This window comes from Ruegeria sp. CDSB029 (assembly GCF_059611125.1).
Window position 1 is genome coordinate 137,177 of sequence record NZ_JBXWOX010000010.1, and the last position, 14,947, is coordinate 152,123.

General features: G+C 58.1%; 18 protein-coding genes. 4 read left to right on the top strand and 14 right to left on the bottom strand.

Annotation, left to right across the window (positions count from 1 at the left end; translation table 11 throughout):
- Window positions 1-18: 18 nt before the first annotated feature.
- The gene (locus AC2FI8_RS13985; RefSeq protein ID WP_496779630.1) at window positions 19-702 is read left to right on the top strand and encodes a DUF1045 domain-containing protein; all 684 of its coding nucleotides are present in this window, start codon (window positions 19-21) and stop codon (window positions 700-702) included.
- On the opposite strand, the gene AC2FI8_RS13990 is transcribed toward AC2FI8_RS13985, so the two are convergent.
- The 7 genes from AC2FI8_RS13990 to phnG all read right to left on the bottom strand — a co-directional run bounded on the left by AC2FI8_RS13990 (window position 684) and on the right by phnG (window position 6,059).
- Window positions 684-1,232 (bottom strand): ribose 1,5-bisphosphate phosphokinase PhnN, encoded by a 549-nt coding sequence (locus tag AC2FI8_RS13990; protein WP_496779632.1) that lies wholly within the window; start codon window positions 1,230-1,232, stop codon window positions 684-686. The genes AC2FI8_RS13985 and AC2FI8_RS13990 overlap by 19 nt on opposite strands.
- Window positions 1,229-1,912 (bottom strand): phosphonate C-P lyase system protein PhnL, encoded by a 684-nt coding sequence (phnL, locus tag AC2FI8_RS13995; RefSeq protein ID WP_496779634.1) that lies wholly within the window; start codon window positions 1,910-1,912, stop codon window positions 1,229-1,231. The genes AC2FI8_RS13990 and phnL overlap by 4 nt, the downstream gene beginning before the upstream one ends.
- Before the next feature lie 24 nt (window positions 1,913-1,936).
- Window positions 1,937-2,707, bottom strand: a complete 771-nt coding sequence (gene phnK / locus AC2FI8_RS14000) for a phosphonate C-P lyase system protein PhnK (protein ID WP_496779636.1) — start codon at window positions 2,705-2,707, stop codon at window positions 1,937-1,939.
- On the bottom strand, window positions 2,704-3,564 hold the full coding sequence (locus AC2FI8_RS14005; protein ID WP_496779638.1) for an alpha-D-ribose 1-methylphosphonate 5-phosphate C-P-lyase PhnJ: 861 nt from the start codon (window positions 3,562-3,564) through the stop codon (window positions 2,704-2,706). Before AC2FI8_RS14005 ends, phnK begins: the two co-directional genes overlap by 4 nt.
- A gap of 366 nt (window positions 3,565-3,930) precedes the next feature.
- Window positions 3,931-5,022: a carbon-phosphorus lyase complex subunit gene (locus AC2FI8_RS14010; RefSeq protein WP_496779639.1), complete on the bottom strand. Its 1,092-nt coding sequence runs from the start codon at window positions 5,020-5,022 to the stop codon at window positions 3,931-3,933.
- Between the two features lie 3 nt (window positions 5,023-5,025).
- Window positions 5,026-5,601, bottom strand: coding sequence for a phosphonate C-P lyase system protein PhnH (gene phnH / locus AC2FI8_RS14015; protein WP_496779641.1), 576 nt, complete (start codon window positions 5,599-5,601; stop codon window positions 5,026-5,028).
- The gene (gene phnG, locus AC2FI8_RS14020; protein WP_496767151.1) at window positions 5,601-6,059 is read right to left on the bottom strand and encodes a phosphonate C-P lyase system protein PhnG; all 459 of its coding nucleotides are present in this window, start codon (window positions 6,057-6,059) and stop codon (window positions 5,601-5,603) included. The genes phnH and phnG overlap by 1 nt, the downstream gene beginning before the upstream one ends.
- Window positions 6,060-6,162: 103 nt before the next feature.
- Between phnG and phnF the strand changes: the two genes are divergently transcribed.
- Window positions 6,163-6,873, top strand: a complete 711-nt coding sequence (gene phnF, locus AC2FI8_RS14025; RefSeq protein ID WP_496767152.1) for a phosphonate metabolism transcriptional regulator PhnF — start codon at window positions 6,163-6,165, stop codon at window positions 6,871-6,873.
- Between the two features lie 157 nt (window positions 6,874-7,030).
- Here the strand turns inward: phnF and AC2FI8_RS14030 are convergent, their stop codons facing one another.
- From AC2FI8_RS14030 to phnC, 5 genes are all read right to left on the bottom strand, one after another.
- Complete coding sequence (locus tag AC2FI8_RS14030) at window positions 7,031-7,651, bottom strand: LbetaH domain-containing protein (RefSeq protein ID WP_496779643.1); 621 nt, start codon at window positions 7,649-7,651, stop codon at window positions 7,031-7,033.
- Window positions 7,652-7,675: 24 nt separating this feature from the next.
- Window positions 7,676-9,043, bottom strand: coding sequence for a phosphonate ABC transporter, permease protein PhnE (gene phnE / locus AC2FI8_RS14035; protein ID WP_496779645.1), 1,368 nt, complete (start codon window positions 9,041-9,043; stop codon window positions 7,676-7,678).
- Complete coding sequence (phnE, locus tag AC2FI8_RS14040; RefSeq protein WP_496779647.1) at window positions 9,040-9,921, bottom strand: phosphonate ABC transporter, permease protein PhnE; 882 nt, start codon at window positions 9,919-9,921, stop codon at window positions 9,040-9,042. The genes phnE (AC2FI8_RS14035) and phnE (AC2FI8_RS14040) overlap by 4 nt, the downstream gene beginning before the upstream one ends.
- Before the next feature lie 67 nt (window positions 9,922-9,988).
- Complete coding sequence (gene phnD / locus AC2FI8_RS14045; RefSeq protein ID WP_496767157.1) at window positions 9,989-10,891, bottom strand: phosphonate ABC transporter substrate-binding protein; 903 nt, start codon at window positions 10,889-10,891, stop codon at window positions 9,989-9,991.
- Window positions 10,892-10,956: 65 nt separating this feature from the next.
- Window positions 10,957-11,778: a phosphonate ABC transporter ATP-binding protein gene (phnC, locus tag AC2FI8_RS14050; protein ID WP_496767158.1), complete on the bottom strand. Its 822-nt coding sequence runs from the start codon at window positions 11,776-11,778 to the stop codon at window positions 10,957-10,959.
- Between the two features lie 164 nt (window positions 11,779-11,942).
- Between phnC and rpe the strand changes: the two genes are divergently transcribed.
- On the top strand, window positions 11,943-12,632 hold the full coding sequence (gene rpe, locus AC2FI8_RS14055; RefSeq protein ID WP_282151891.1) for a ribulose-phosphate 3-epimerase: 690 nt from the start codon (window positions 11,943-11,945) through the stop codon (window positions 12,630-12,632).
- Window positions 12,633-12,657: 25 nt separating this feature from the next.
- Here the strand turns inward: rpe and AC2FI8_RS14060 are convergent, their stop codons facing one another.
- Window positions 12,658-13,929 (bottom strand): tetratricopeptide repeat protein, encoded by a 1,272-nt coding sequence (locus tag AC2FI8_RS14060; protein ID WP_496779649.1) that lies wholly within the window; start codon window positions 13,927-13,929, stop codon window positions 12,658-12,660.
- Between the two features lie 510 nt (window positions 13,930-14,439).
- On the opposite strand from AC2FI8_RS14060, the gene AC2FI8_RS14065 reads away from it, so the two are divergent.
- Window positions 14,440-14,781: a RidA family protein gene (locus AC2FI8_RS14065; protein WP_496779651.1), complete on the top strand. Its 342-nt coding sequence runs from the start codon at window positions 14,440-14,442 to the stop codon at window positions 14,779-14,781.
- A 93-nt stretch (window positions 14,782-14,874) separates the two neighbouring features.
- On the opposite strand, the gene AC2FI8_RS14070 is transcribed toward AC2FI8_RS14065, so the two are convergent.
- The coding region (locus AC2FI8_RS14070; protein ID WP_296514147.1) for an EF-Tu C-terminal domain-related protein at window positions 14,875-14,947 on the bottom strand (73 nt) is incomplete at its 5' end.

Consider the following 14,947-nt stretch of genomic DNA (forward strand, 5'->3'; position numbering starts at 1 on the left):
CACGCATAGGAGGCCAATGTGACATTCACGCGATACGCGATCTATTTTGCGCCACCGGCTCAGGCCGAATGGACAAGCTTTGCGACCCAATGGTTGGGCTGGGACATGGAAGCCGGAACGGAAGTTGCGCATCCTGTCATTGACGGCGTGGACGTCGGAGCCGCGACCGATGTTCCGCGCAAATACGGTCTTCACGCGACGTTGAAGCCGCCGTTTCGCCTGAACAAGGGGCAATCTCTGATCGACTTGCAAGACGCCTGTGAACGGTTGGCCGGAACGCAACCGCCCGTCACACTGGACGGGTTCGAGATCGCCCGGCTGGGTCGTTTTCTGGCCCTGCAGCCGGTAGGCAATACCGACGCGCTGAACGCGCTTGCAGCGGCTTGCGTCCGCGAGCCTGACAGCTTCCGCGCCCCCGCGCCCGCCGCGGAACTGGACCGCCGACGTGCCTCGGGCCTGACGCCGGAACAGGACGCCAACCTGCTGCGTTGGGGTTACCCTTACGTGATGGACACGTTCCGCTTTCACATCACCCTCAGCGGAAAACTGGACAAACCCACGCTGAAAACCGTGCAGGTCGCATTGGAGGACCATCTGGTCCCCCTGCTTCCCGCGCCGTTTCAGATTAAGGATTTGGCGCTTATGGGCGAAGCCGAAGATGGGAGGTTTCATCTGATCCATCGCTACGCCCTTTCCGGTTGAAGCCCGGCAAGGATCGCATTAATCGTGACTTCCAGCGGCCCGGAGTTATCAATTTCGATCACGCGGTTCAGCCCGTCGGGCAAGAGCATACCAGCCCGTCCCAAACGACGCGCCTGATCAGAGGTGCTTTCCCGCCCGCGTACAAAGAGGCGCTGCGCCAGCACCTCAGGGTCCGCTGTCAGCGAAATTACGATCAGGTCGCCAAAAACTGTTTGCGCGTTCAACAAAACCGAACGGGACAGATTGACCAACAGCGCGTTAGCCGATTGCCGTTGGGCTTCAATCTCAATCGGGATGCCATAGTGCAGCCCATGCGCGCTCCAGTGCAACGCAAAGGCTCCGTCCAGCACCATCTGCTCGAAGATTTCAATCGACACGCGATCAAAATCTTCGCCTTCTTCGCCTTCGGGGCGGGTTATCACCCGGCGAACCCGCAGGATACCTGGCGACGCCGCGACCAACGCTTCCATGACGCTGTCTTTGCCGACACCTGACGGACCGACAACGGCTATGACAGGCGCAAGCCTCACGCGACCATCCCTGGGGTGAATTCGGACACGTTGATCTCGCGATCACAGACCCGGTTGCGCGCTTCGACATCGTGGAAGATGCCAACAATCGCCGCGCCGCGTTCTTTGGCCTCTTCGATCAAAGACAGCACCGTTTCGCGATTTTGCGCATCCAGTGAGGCAGTCGGTTCATCCAACAGCATTGCAGGGTAATCATGCGCAAATCCACGTGCGATGTTCACCCGCTGCTGCTCACCACCCGAAAAAGTGGTCGGGCTCAGGCTCCATAGTCTTTCGGGAATGTTCAACCGCCGCAACAAACCCGCCGCCTTGTCCAGCGCCGCTTGCTTGTCGCAGCCAACGGCCAACAGCGGCTCGGCCACCACCTCAAGCGTCGGCACTCTGGGGACCACACGCAAGAACTGACTGACATAGCCGAGCGTCTCGCGCCGCAAAGCCAGAATTTCGCGCGGTTCGGCCTTGGCGACGTCCAGACCACCGACAAGAACCCGGCCTGATGCGGCCAGATAATTCCCATAAATCACCCGCATCAGTGTTGATTTCCCTGCGCCCGAGGCCCCGGTCAGCGCGACGCATTCACCTGCGGCGACCTTCAGAGATGCACCCTGCATCACCGGAATTACGGCACTACCCTGATTGTGCAGGGTAAAGCTCTTGCTGACATTGATAAGCTCAATCATAGCACTTCATCTTTTTCCAAATACTCAAACCTGCAGAACGCTGGACACGAGCAACTGCGTGTAGGCATGTTGCGGATCGTCCAGAACCTGATCGGTCAACCCGGCCTCAACCACTTGACCGCTTTTCATCACCATCAGTCGATCCGCCAGCAGGCGTACGACGGCGAGGTCATGGGTGACGATGATCGCGCTCAACCCCATCTCACGCACCAACCCGCGCAGCAGATCCAGCAGACGCGCCTGAACGGAAACATCCAGCCCGCCGGTCGGTTCATCCATGAACACGAGGCGCGGCCCTGTGACCAGATTGCGGGCGATCTGCAACCTCTGCTGCATCCCGCCAGAAAAGGCCGACGGACGGTCATCCACACGAGATTCCTCAATCTCAACCCGGCCCAGCCAGTCGATCGCACGGTCCCGGATGTCGCCATAGTGACGATCCCCCACCGCCATCAGACGCTCACCGATATTGCCGCCAGCACTGACCGACATCCGCAAGCCGTCGCGCGCATGCTGATGCACAAAGGCCCAGTCCGTACGGCTCAGCATCCGACGTTCCGGTTCGGACATGGTGACTGTATCCACCGGACCATCGGTACGAGTGTTAAAGATCACCTGTCCGGCGTCGGGCTCAAGGTGACCGGCCATGCAATTCAACAGCGTCGACTTGCCCGATCCGCTTTCACCCACGATCCCCATCACTTCACCGGGGAAGAGATCAAAACTCACATCCGAACACCCGATCCGAGCGCCATAGCGCTTTTCGATGCCTTTGACCTGCAACAAGGGGGTCATGCCGCATTCTCCTCGGCCAGTCGGCCAACATGGCCCGCCTCACGGCGAGACCGGCAATAATCGGTGTCGGAACAGACGAACATCCGGTTGCCTGCATCATCCATGATCACTTCGTCGAGATAGCTATCCTCTGCCCCACAAAGATCGCATGGGTGATCGGCTTTGGTGGCCTCGAACGGGTAATCCTCGAAATCCAGACTGACGACCTTGGTATGCGGCGGAACTGCGTAAATCCGCTGTTCACGTCCCGCACCAAACAGCTGGATCGCGTCCATCTCAAGTTTTGGGTTGTCGAATTTCGGGATCGGCGACGGATCCATCACATAGCGGTCCGACACTTTCACCGGATAGGCATACGCGGTCGAAATCGCCCCGTGCTGGCTGATGTCCTCGTACAGCTTCACATGCATCAGCCCATATTCTTCAAGGCTGTGCATCTTGCGTGTCTCGGTCTCACGCGGCTCCAGAAAGCGCAGAGGTTCGGGGATCGGCACCTGATAGACGATAATCTGATCCTCGCGCAGCTTCGCCTCGGGGATGCGGTGGCGGGTCTGGATGACTGTGGCCTTTTCGGTTTCCTCGGTCGTTTCCACACCTGCCGTGTTCTCAAAGAACTTTCGGATCGACACAGCATTGGTGGTGTCATCGGCACCCTGATCGATCACTTTAAACGTGTCCTCGGGTGTCAATGTAGCGGCTGAAACCTGCACCCCACCGGTGCCCCAGCCATATGGCATCGGCATCTCGCGGCTGGCAAATGGCACCTGATAACCGGGCACAGCCAGACCTTTCAGAATGGCGCGTCGGATCATTCGCTTGGTTTGTTCGTCCAAATATGCGAAGTTATACTCATTCATTTTGATGTATCACTTTGTTCTTGGTGTTTTTGTGGACGTATTTCTGTTGGGCGCACTGTTATTGGCGCTATCGGTGTATCTTTTCTTTCACTCTCGTCATGCGAAGCGACGACGTCGTGCGCAAAAGCGGGATTCAAATGGAGAATGGAGTTCGGTTGGCACGCGCACGGACTCGCCGCCCCGTAGTAACCTGCGACGCCCGTAAGGCGGGTTTGGCAGTTCGTCATCCTGGTGTGCCTCAGTGGGGATGCAAACGCAGTCCAGCTCATTAGCGACCCCTTACACAAAGCTCGACCGCCAATGCCTTGACCCGTGCGTGGGGCTCCCAGTCGAGCAACAGATCACTGATATCGAACACGGCGGCCATCATTCTGCAGCCTCCTTTGTCGTGACCCGCTCTTCGGCTTCGCGGCGCAGTTTGCGGACCAGTTCCAACTCGGACTGGAAGTCTACGTAATGCGGCAGCTTGATATGTTCGAGGAACCCGGTCGCCTGAATGTTGTCCGCGTGGCTGAGCACGAATTCCTCGTCCTGCGCGGGTGCGCCCAGATTGTCTTCGCCCAACTCTTCCCAACGCAGGGCGCGATCCACCAAAGCCATCGCGATGGATTTCCGTTCAGACTGACCAAACACCAAACCATAGCCACGGGTGAATTGCGGGGGTTCCGTCTTGGACCCTTTGAACTGGTTCACCGTCTCGCATTCGGTCAATTCGATTTCGCCGATGTCGATGGCGAAACCCAGTTCCGGGATGTCCATTTCCACTGCGACCTTACCGATCCGCAACTCACCGACGAATGCGTGGTTACGGGCGTAACCGCGTTGCGTTGAATAGGCTATGCCCAGTACAAACCCCTCATCCCCGCGGGTCAGGGATTGCAGACGCAGGGGCCGGTTCGACGGAAACTCCATCGGTTCGCGGGTCAGATCACCCGGGGTGGTGTCACTGGCGGGTTCATCCTGAATGATGTCCTCGCCCTTCAGGAACTCAGTGATATGCGGCGTCGCCTCGGTGCGGGGTTGCGCCGTAGGCGCAGCCGGAACCTCACCTTCTGCGGCCAATTTGAAGTCCAGCAGGCGGTGCGTGTAGTCAAAGGTTGGCCCCAGCACCTGCCCACCCGGCGCATCCTTGAACGTGGCCGAAATCCGGCGATCACACGCCATCTCATCAGTCTTAACCGGGTTCGAATAGCCAAATCGCGGCAATGTCGTCCGGAAGGCTCGGATCAGAAAGATCGCTTCGATCAAATCACCGCGCGATTGTTTGATGGCCAGGGCCGCCAAATCGGGGTCGTACAAGGACCCCTCGGCCATCACCCGATTGACCGCCAAACCCAACTGTCCGCGGATTTGGGCGATGCTCAGTTCATCAATGTCGGTTGCGCCGCGCCGCTCTTCCGCCAACCAGGCATGTGCGTTTTCGATGGCCGTCTCGCCACCCTTGACTGCAACATACATTGCCTAGGCCTCCACACTGATTTGGGTACTGCGAGGCAGGGCCGCCACCCGGTCGCCGCAAGTAAAAAAGAAGTCACATCCAAGCGGGTACAAAGCCGCGTTGGCCTGCAATGCCGGGGCATCCGGCAAGGATAGCCGCGCAGTGTCTTTGATCCCCGGACCACTTAGAATAGCACCTGCTTGTTGCAGCGCGTCACATTCAACAATCAAGGTGGCCGAGCGATCTGGGTATTCTGCTGATCCGATGCGGTATGTGCCCAATGGCCCAAGCTGGGTCCATGTCCCAACAGCAAAATCCGCGTCAGCTGCCTGTGACAGGGGCGCTCCGGTGTGAAAGGTCAGCCATGCGCGCACCGCATCGGTGTTGAAGGCGCCAGCCAGATGGACCTTTGTCTCGGGGTCACTCAACGTCAGCAAAAGCGTTCCTGCTGCGATCGACAAGGGGTTCGGCGGCTGCACGCCTTTCAATTCACGGATTTCGCCGGGCCGGGCCATCACGGTCATCGCGGCACGGAACGCATGTGCAGCCTGCACTGGTGCGTTCTGAAATCCACCGGAATACTGGAGCTGTGCCGTCATCAATCTTCTCCCCTTACCAATGTAAAGAACTCGACCTTTGTCGCGGCGGCTTTGGCAGCGCGGTCTGTTCTGGCGGCTTGCATCTGCTTTTTGAGCGGCGCAATCACCTGATCCTGGATCGCATCCGCAGCAGGGGTCTGCATCAGCGCATCAATCAAGGCGGCCGTTTCGGCCTTGGGCTTGGACCGGCCCTGCACGTATCCATGCCCAATCGTTCCGTCCTGCAACACCAGCGAACACCGCGTGACGGTCATTTCGCCAAGATTGAACCGGGCACCCGTGCCACCCGTGCGCCCGCGCACCATGACACCGCCTACTTCGGGGCTGCGCAGCCATTCAAAGTCCGGGCGGTCTTCGTAGCCACCCCAAAGCTTCATCAATGCGCCTTCAGGGGCCCGCGCCAACAGGCTCATCCAATCCTGCCGCGCCGCATTCGAAATATTTGTTTGATCTGCCATCAAAGCCTCTTGGCCGGGTTGTCTATCTGAACTATACAACTAGACAAATATTACATCCCGCCACCACGTCTGGCAATCCGCAACCTTGTGAAGTTTTGGTGACATGAGAAAAACACCCGTTTGGAAAGGCATCGCGCTGAATCTCACATCGGACATTGCAGAGGGTCGGTACGACACCGGCGACCGCCTGCCGACCGAGGCACAACTGGCAGCAAAACACGGGGTCAACCGCCACACGGTACGGCGTGCACTGTCGGATCTGGCGGACCAAGGTCTGGTGCATGCCCGTCGCGGCGCCGGTGTCTTTGTGGCGGCACGTCCGACCGATTATGCCATCGGCAAGCGCGTCCGATACCACAAGAGCATCTCGGCCAGCGGTAAAATCCCCGGCAAAAAGATCCTGACACTCACAACGCGCGCCGCAGATGAAACAGAAGCAGAGGCCCTGGAGATCGCTTCAGGCGATCAGGTGCACGTTTATGATGGGCTGTCTCTGGCGGATGGGCAGCCGATCGGGCTATTCCAAAGTGTCTTTCCCGCGGACCGCTTGCCCGGCATTCTTGAGGCGCTGTCCGAAACACAATCAGTAACGAAAGCTCTTCAGCACTGCGGTGTTAAGGATTACACCCGCGTCTCGACACGCCTGACAGCGCGCGCGGCGACGGCAACACAGGCCCTGCATCTGCGACTGACAGAAGGTGCGCCTGTTCTGTTTTCCGTCGGTATTAACGCAGATCCCAATGGTCTGCCGGTTGAATTCGGGCGAACCGTATTTGCCGGAGATCGGGTCACCCTGACCCTGAACGAGGACTAGGCCGCAGCGCCCTCCCGCCCGTCTTCGACCTCCTGACGGCGGTCATATCCTGTTGGGCATAGCGCCGCGTGAAACGCGGTGCCGCGCCCAAGGCTGCCAGCCTGTATCGGCAAAGCCGATGCAGGTGCGGGCGCGGGAGATTTCAGCTCTTGCCTATTCAAATCGGTTCGTATTTTTCCAGAAATGCCTCGGCGCTCAATGTGCGGAAATCCGGCAGGGCCGCGCGCAGACGGGCATTGTCCCAATCCCACCAGGCCAGGTTCATCATGCGCTCGGCCACGCCAACCGGATACCGGGTACGGATCGGTTTGGCCGTCACACCGCCTACAATTGTATAAGGCGCTACATCCTTGGTGACGACAGACCCCGAGGCAACCACCGCGCCGTGCCCAATGGTCACTTCAGGTTTGATAATCGCCGCATGCCCAATCCAGGTATCATGGCCGATCCGGGCGATGCGGCTGGCGCGATGTTTGAACCAATCCGCGTCATCCTCGGCATCATCCCAGTAATCTGCTGAGCGATACAGGAAGTGATGCAATGACGCCTTTTCCATCGGATGATCTGTCGCACCGATCCGTGTGAAACTGGCGATATTGGCAAACTTGCCGATCTCAGCATTGGCAATGTCACAGGTCCGGTCGCAATACGAATAGTCGCCGAAAGCAGAGTTTACAACGCGGCTTCCCGCACCAATTTCGACAAATTCACCGAAGGAACTACCCGAGATTTGGCAATCAGGATGGATAAACGGTTGGTCAGAACGCAGTCGTGCCATGGTTTTGTGGTCCTTGGTCATGAGTCACGGCAAAAAGAACGACTTTGCCTTTGTGTCCCGAGCTTTGCGTATCTTGCTTGTCTCTCCCTGGATAAGCCGTCGGCGCAGCCAGCCCGAGAACCAGTCCATCAGCATCACCATCAGGATGATCAGAACGATGTAATAGGCGACCTCTTCCCAATCCTTCTGGGTGATGATCGCTTGCGTCAACAACAGACCGATACCACCACCGGTGATCGCACCGACCACCGTGGCGCTGCGGGTGTTGGATTCAAGGAAGTAGAGCAACTGACTTAGCAGCACCGGCGTCACCTGTGGGATCACACCATAACGATAGCGTTGCGGTGCATTGGCCCCTGTGGACTGCACGCCCTCGATCTGTTTCTGGTCCACATTTTCCAGCGCTTCCGAGAAGATTTTGCCGAAGGTTCCGGTATCGGTCACCAGAATGGCCAGCGCGCCGGTGAGTGGACCAGGTCCAAAGGCACGCGCCAACACAACCGTCCAGATCAGCGCGTCCACACCGCGCACAAAGTCAAACACACGGCGCGTCAGGAACCGAATGGATTTTAGCGGGTTGAAATTGCGCGTGGCGAAAAACGCCAAAGGCAATGCGATCATACCCGCGCCTAACGTGCCGAGAAATGCCATCAGGATGGTTTCAAAAATGGCCCAGGCCACGTCCTGATGCCGCCACATCTTGTTGGTCCAGAAGTCATTCAGGATTGCCCCGCCCTCACCCTTTGCGGTGAGGCCCGCCAGTTCCGGGAGGGATTTGCCGTAATAAGGGCTGTCGAGCGTGAACCAGAACAGCTCCCACCCATTGAAATAGCGGAAGACCTCGGACCGGTTGCGTGTCACGGTCAGACGCCCCGCATCCGTTGTAATCGCCATGCGGTTTTTTGAGACGTTGATCCAATCCGGCACCTCGCCTGCGGGCAGTTCAGCCTGAACACCGGCAGAGCGGGTCGGTGTCGCGCGGACGGTGCCATGGCCGGGGATATCGTATTCCACCGTCTCGGGACCAAAGCGGACGATGTGGCCGTCTTCCAGATCAATGACTGTAGTTTCGCCTAAACTCACCCAGCCCGGAGCCTCACCGTCGGGGTAGCGGCCCTTGCGTTCACCTTCGATGGCGGTTGAAACCTCGCCGGTGCGATTGTCACGCGAAACATGCGTTTTGTAGCTGTAGCTGTCTGCAATCAGCGTTTTGCCGTTCTCCCAGTTCGCACGCTCGGCCATTCCAGACACGTCGAAAGCAAAGAACACGTAAATCAGATAGACAAAAACAAGCGCGGGCAATCCAAAGTTGGTCAGCCGTTTGCGGTTGAACAAACGGGCAGCCTCAGCCTTCAACTCATCGGCGGTCAGGTCGGTGGCAAAAGTGCTCATGCCCGTGCTCCTTTCTCGGAACCGTGGGTCAGGCGCTCACGCAGCAGACCCGATATCTGATCGACAACAACAATCGTGACGAACAGCAGAAGGAAGATGGCGGCAGCTTCGTCATAACGCCCCTGCCCCCAGGACATCGCGTTGCGCAGCTCATAACCCAGCCCGCCGGCGCCAACAAAACCCAGAATGGCCGAGGCGCGAATGTTGATCTCGAACCGAAGCAGCGCATAGCTGACATAGTTCGGTCCAACCTGTGGGATCACGCCAAGATACATCCGCTGAGACCAGTTCGCGCCGACCGAATGAAGCCCCTCGACCGGTTTCAGCGAGGCATTTTCGTTCACTTCCGAGAAAAGCTTCCCCAACGCGCCTGCCGTATGGATTGCGATGGCAATCATTGCGGGCACCGGACCACCGCCCAGCACAAAGATCAAAACCAAAGCGATAACGATTTCAGGCACCGCGCGAAAAATATCAGCGTTGCGGCGAAACAGCGGGATAAGCGAGGGCCACAATGCCATGCCACGCGTGGACATCAGCGCCAGAAACGTCCCAGCGATGGCCCCTATCAGCGTCGAAGCCGCAGCGATATTGAGTGTCTCGACCAGAGCCGGGAAAAACTTCACAAGGTTCTCCGGCATCGCGCCGATCTTTTCCCATGCTTCCGACAGAACCTCGGTCGGGTAGTCGAGGATACGGTGCCAGCCGTCGACAAAGCTGCCGGCATTGCGGTCGTCTGCAGTACGGAAACCCGCGGCCATCATCGCCACGAATACGATCAGAAGGATACCACCATAGACCCTCTTGCGTCGTGTCATCTCGGAATAGTCGGCCCGGATCTGGTCGACGCTGGGGGACCCTACGGTCAGGTCTGTCATGGAATGCTCCTGAGTGGCAAAAAGAGGTCCGGTTTGCCACCGGACCCCGATCATTGGAGGTGCAGGATTAGTTGGACTTCAGCTTGCGCGCTTCGATGATGATTTCGTAGGCGTCGTGGGTGATCGGCATAAGGCCTTTGGATTCACCGCCCAGAACGTTGTACATGCAGTCTGGATCAATCGAATTCATCGAGGCCAGCATGCCGGTCATCTTGATTTTAACGTCTTCGGGTAGCTCGGTGCGCAGAACGAATGGGCCTTCGGGGATCGGAGCCGATTTCCAGATTTCGATCAGATCGTTCATGTCGACCAGACCGGCATCCACGGCACGACGCAGCGCGCCGGACTGATAACCGTCTTCCCAATCTCCCAGACCGTCGGCCCATGTCACGCCGCCGTCAACGTCACCGTTGTTTACTGCCACGATGGTCTGCTCATGGCCGCCGGTGAATTTTACTTCACCAAAATAGTCACCCGAAGTCATGGTCGCGCCGGTGGCCTGCGGAATTTCGATTGACGGGATCAGGAAGCCCGAGGTCGAATTGGGATCGCCGAAACCAAAGGTCTTGTCCTTCATGTCTTCCAACGAGGCAATGCCGCTGTCCTTGCGGGCAAATCCGATCGAATAGTAGCCATAGCTGCCATCGGTGTTGACCTTGACCAGAACAGGCTCAACCGCTTCAGGATCGCTCAGGTAGGTTTTGGCGTAACCGGATGCACCCAGCCAAGCCATGTCGATGGTGCCGCCAAGCAGCCCCTGAATTACGCCGTTGTAATCGGCGGGCGCGAACAGCTTGGTCTCGACGCCCAGCAGGTCCTCAGTCTGCTCGCGCAAGCATTCCTGCTTGCTCAGACGGTCCTGTGCGTTTTCTCCGCCCAGAATACCAATGCGGAATTCGGAAATCTCTTGCGCCATGGCTGGCGCGGCCATCGCAGTTGTGGCCACCAGGGCGGCAATCAGTTTTTTCATCTGTCTCTCTCCGGTTTGATGCGCCGGCCTTTCATCGGCCGGTCGATGAAAGGGTTGGGTCTGGCCTAGATGGTCGCCTCGGCTTCCATCAGCGCTTTTTGGGTCGCGTCGAGTGTTTCGATCTGGGTCGAAGTTGCCTCTTCCGAGAAGCTGGCGTCGGCGCCATAAATTTCGCGGGCCACGCCAGTTGTCAGTTGCTCGGGCAACCCGTCGAAAACGATACGTCCATCGCGCATACCGACGACGCGGTCACAATAGCGGCGGGCGGTATCCAGCGTATGCAGGTTAGCGATGACGGTGCGGCCGTCCTCTTCGTGGATGCGGCGCAGCGCCTGCATCACCACCTGCGCGTTCATCGGGTCCAGCGAGGCGATGGGTTCGTCGGCCAGAATGATCTTAGGGTCCTGCATCAGGGCGCGCGCGATGGCGACGCGCTGTTGCTGACCGCCCGAAAGCGCCTCGGCGCGTTTGGGCGCGTGCGCGGCGATGCCGAGGCGGTCCAGAATATCAATCGCCCGGTGGATGTCTTCCATCGGGAACAGGTTGAACATGGTCGCCAGAGTCGAGTGGCGATTCAATGTGCCATGCAGCACATTCGAAACAACATCCATACGCGGCACCAGGTTGAATTGCTGAAAGATCATCGCGCAATCAGCCTGCCATGCGCGCTTGTCACGGCCTTTCAGCTTGGTGACTTCACGGCCTTGAAACAGGATCTCGCCGTCGCTTGCATCCGTCAGACGGTTGATCATCCGCAACAACGTCGACTTGCCCGCGCCGGACCGCCCGATGATGCCAATCATGCAAGGCTTGTCTACGTCCAGCGTCGCGGCATCAACGGCCACGTTGTCGCCAAAGCGTTTAGTCAGTTTTTCTATCCGCAGCACGTGCCACCCCCAATTCGTGTTGGCGACCAACTACAGGCGGGATTCAACGGCTTTGTGTCGGCACAGTGAAAGTTTTGTAAACGCCCCCGCGTACCGAGGGCCTACCCATTGGCGCATATCGCCGCTATACGCTGTGCCAACACGCTATCCATATGAGGCCATTCATGAGCTTTGACCGCAGCATCAAGATCGCCCCGTCGATCCTGTCCGCAGATTTCGCCAATTTTGGTGCCGAGATTCAGGCCATCGAAGCCCAGGGGGCGGATTGGGTCCATATCGACGTAATGGACGGCCATTTTGTGCCCAACCTGACCTTTGGCCCGCCCGCCGTCAAAGCGTTCCGCCCCCATGTCAAAACGGTCATGGACGTGCATCTGATGATCACGCCGGTTGATCCCTACATTCAGGCCTACGCGGATGCAGGCGCCGATATCCTGACTGCACATGTCGAGGCCGGTGCCCATACCCACCGTACTTTGCAGGCGATTCGCGCCGCTGGCATGAAGGCGGGCGTTGCGTTGAACCCCGGCACCCCGGCCGACGCGGTTGAACACTTGCTAGACCTGACCGATCTGGTTTGCGTCATGACAGTGAACCCCGGTTTTGGCGGCCAGAAATTCATCGACATGACCAACAAGATTCGCAAACTGCGGTCGATGATCGGAGACCGTCCGATCCATATCGAGATTGACGGTGGCGTCGACCCCAAGACGGCCCCGTTGGTGGCCGCAGCTGGTGCGGATGTGCTGGTCGCAGGTTCAGCCGTATTCAAGGGCGGTTCGGTCGATAACCCGGACGTCTACGGCGCAAACATCAAAGCGGTGCGTAGCGCGGCGGAATCGGCGACCTCGTAAACATCACTGCATTAGAAGTGACGCGCTAGTTCGAACGTTGCGCGTCACTTGTCGCATCCGGTTGGCGGTTTTTGTACCGAGCACGCATCTTGATCGCTTGCATGAACCGCCCCTCGGCCACCAAAGCGGCCAGAAAGTCGCCAAGGTAGTCCTGGTGCAGGCCTGCGGCGGTGGCAGAATCGAACATGCTTTCTGCTGCATCGAACCTGTCCTCGGCCAGCAGCACCAGCGCATTCGAATACTGCTCAAACTCTCCATCGGGATAGAGATCAAGCGCCTGATCAATGGCATCACGGGCTTCATCCGTGTACCCCAGCCCTAACGCGATATCCGCATGCAGGCGGTGGTCAAAGCGGTCGGCACCCTCAAGCGCGACACTGCGTCGAATGTGGAAAAGAGCGGCTTCATACTCGAGGTCGTCCGCCAACAGGCTGGCCCGCCAATAAAGCAGATAACTACCCGGTCCCACCCGGCTTTCCGCCAGCTCCAACACCTCATGCGCCTGTGATCTTTGGCCTAAGTCTGACAGCGCCCGCGCCTTTCGCACGTAGCCGTCCGTGTCATCAGGTTCGGCCTCAATCACCGCTTCGGCATCTTTCAATGCCTGTTTGGGCCGATCCAGCATCAGCAGGATAAGGGACCGGCGCGATAATGCGGTCACGAAATCCGGCTTCAGTTCCAATGCCCGACTTACGTGGTCAAACGCAGCTTCCCAATCGTTCTGCTCGGACAACAGAAAGGCGACGCCGTATTCCGCATATGGATCATATGGATCCAGTTCGCTGGCGGTTCTGAACAGGCTCAGCGCTTCGTCCTGCCGGTGATGGTCCACCAATTTCCAGGCCAGTTCCCGCATCGCCCAAGTGTATTCCGGGTTCAAGGCCAGAGCGGTTTGCATCATCTCTTCGAAATCGGCAAAATCCATCTGCCCGGCCCGGCGCGCGCTGGCGGCCAGACCAGCCATGTTGCTTGCATTGGGCTTGCGCGATACGGCTTGCCTAAACAACGCACTCGCAGCCGCGTAATAATCGCGATTGTAATGCACCCACGCCCGCCCCTGCAGCCCAAGCTCGGCATCGGGATTCAAGGCCAGAATTTCGGCAAACGCGTCATCGGCCTGATCCATATCATCGAGATCATAATAGGCCCATGCCAGCTTATCCAACATCTCAATACGCTGCCGATCAGACGCACCGACACCACCCAGCCCGTGTTGGCAGATTTCGATGATACGCTCTGGCGTGTCACTCTGATCCAGGCAGGCGGAAACATAGGTTTCCTGTGAATTCGTAAGCAAAGGCCTGGCCTGCCCTACGCCAGCGACTGCGATCATTGCTGTTAGGGAAAACCCGGTGAATTTAGTTAACGATTTTATCATGTTACCGAAAATCTGAATGTCTGCCGCCAGAATACTGACAATTGTGAAAAGAAAAAGGCCGCCCCGGTTGACGCGGCCAAATACTTCGCCTGTGTGCCGAAAGTAATCGCCTGCAGATTTTCAGAGAACATACGGAAGGGCTGCGGGGTTGGCGCTGGCAATTTTGTTTTCGGTATCAACGGCTTCTACAATCCACGCCGAGGCCACTCAGCGCCGGGATGGAAAAGCCTGTGCGCGTTTGAACGGAAGGTGGCAAAGACAAGCACTCGAGGCGGCACGAATGCGAGATAGGTCCACGCGCTTTCTGATCACGTTTTTTTCTGCGTATTAAATTTCTCTGAAACGCACTCAAACGGTTTCCGTTTGCCATACAGGGTGGATTGTGACCATGAGCGACCGTATCCGACACTAAAAAACGAGAATACCCCCATGATTGAACGCATCGACACCGGCGAACGGTCCTCAAAAATTGTGAAACACAACGGAGTGGCCTACCTGACCGGGCAAGTCGCCGAGGGCGAGGCTATTCAGGAACAAGTCCGGATTTGCCTCGAGAAGATCGACGCCCTTCTCGAACAGGCTGGCTCATCGCGCGAAAAGATGCTGCGCGTGACGATCTGGCTGGCCGACATGAAGGATTTTGCAGGATTGAACGAGGTCTGGAATGCCTGGGTTCCAAAGGGCCATGCCCCCGCGCGGGCTTGCGGCGAGGCCAAATTGGCCCGCGCCGAGCTGAAGGTGGAATTCATCGTCGACGCGGCCTACGACTAATTCCTTTCCGCGCAAGGCGCGCTGACCATAGCAGGAATGCAAAAAAAGGGCGTCCCGAGGGACGCCCTTTCTTTGGATATTCGCTGGTGCGACTTACTCGACGATTTTCGACACGACGCCGGCGCCGACGGTGCGGCCGCCTTCGCGGATGGCGAAACGCAGGCCG

Bases quoted from the DNA above. Each gene is read 5' to 3' on its own strand.
- AC2FI8_RS14065 (WP_496779651.1), top strand. From the start codon at position 14,440: ATGATTGAACGCATCGACACCGGCGAACGGTCCTCAAAAATTGTGAAA.
- phnE (WP_496779645.1), bottom strand. From the start codon at position 9,043: ATGAGCACTTTTGCCACCGACCTGACCGCCGATGAGTTGAAGGCTGAG.
- phnF (WP_496767152.1), top strand. From the start codon at position 6,163: ATGAGAAAAACACCCGTTTGGAAAGGCATCGCGCTGAATCTCACATCG.
- phnE (WP_496779647.1), bottom strand. From the start codon at position 9,921: ATGACAGACCTGACCGTAGGGTCCCCCAGCGTCGACCAGATCCGGGCC.
- rpe (WP_282151891.1), top strand. From the start codon at position 11,943: ATGAGCTTTGACCGCAGCATCAAGATCGCCCCGTCGATCCTGTCCGCA.
- phnK (WP_496779636.1), bottom strand. From the start codon at position 2,707: ATGACCCCCTTGTTGCAGGTCAAAGGCATCGAAAAGCGCTATGGCGCT.
- phnL (WP_496779634.1), bottom strand. From the start codon at position 1,912: ATGATTGAGCTTATCAATGTCAGCAAGAGCTTTACCCTGCACAATCAG.
- phnG (WP_496767151.1), bottom strand. From the start codon at position 6,059: ATGGCAGATCAAACAAATATTTCGAATGCGGCGCGGCAGGATTGGATG.
- AC2FI8_RS14005 (WP_496779638.1), bottom strand. From the start codon at position 3,564: ATGAATGAGTATAACTTCGCATATTTGGACGAACAAACCAAGCGAATG.
- phnD (WP_496767157.1), bottom strand. From the start codon at position 10,891: ATGAAAAAACTGATTGCCGCCCTGGTGGCCACAACTGCGATGGCCGCG.
- AC2FI8_RS14010 (WP_496779639.1), bottom strand. From the start codon at position 5,022: ATGTATGTTGCAGTCAAGGGTGGCGAGACGGCCATCGAAAACGCACAT.
- AC2FI8_RS14030 (WP_496779643.1), bottom strand. From the start codon at position 7,651: ATGGCACGACTGCGTTCTGACCAACCGTTTATCCATCCTGATTGCCAA.
- phnH (WP_496779641.1), bottom strand. From the start codon at position 5,601: ATGACGGCACAGCTCCAGTATTCCGGTGGATTTCAGAACGCACCAGTG.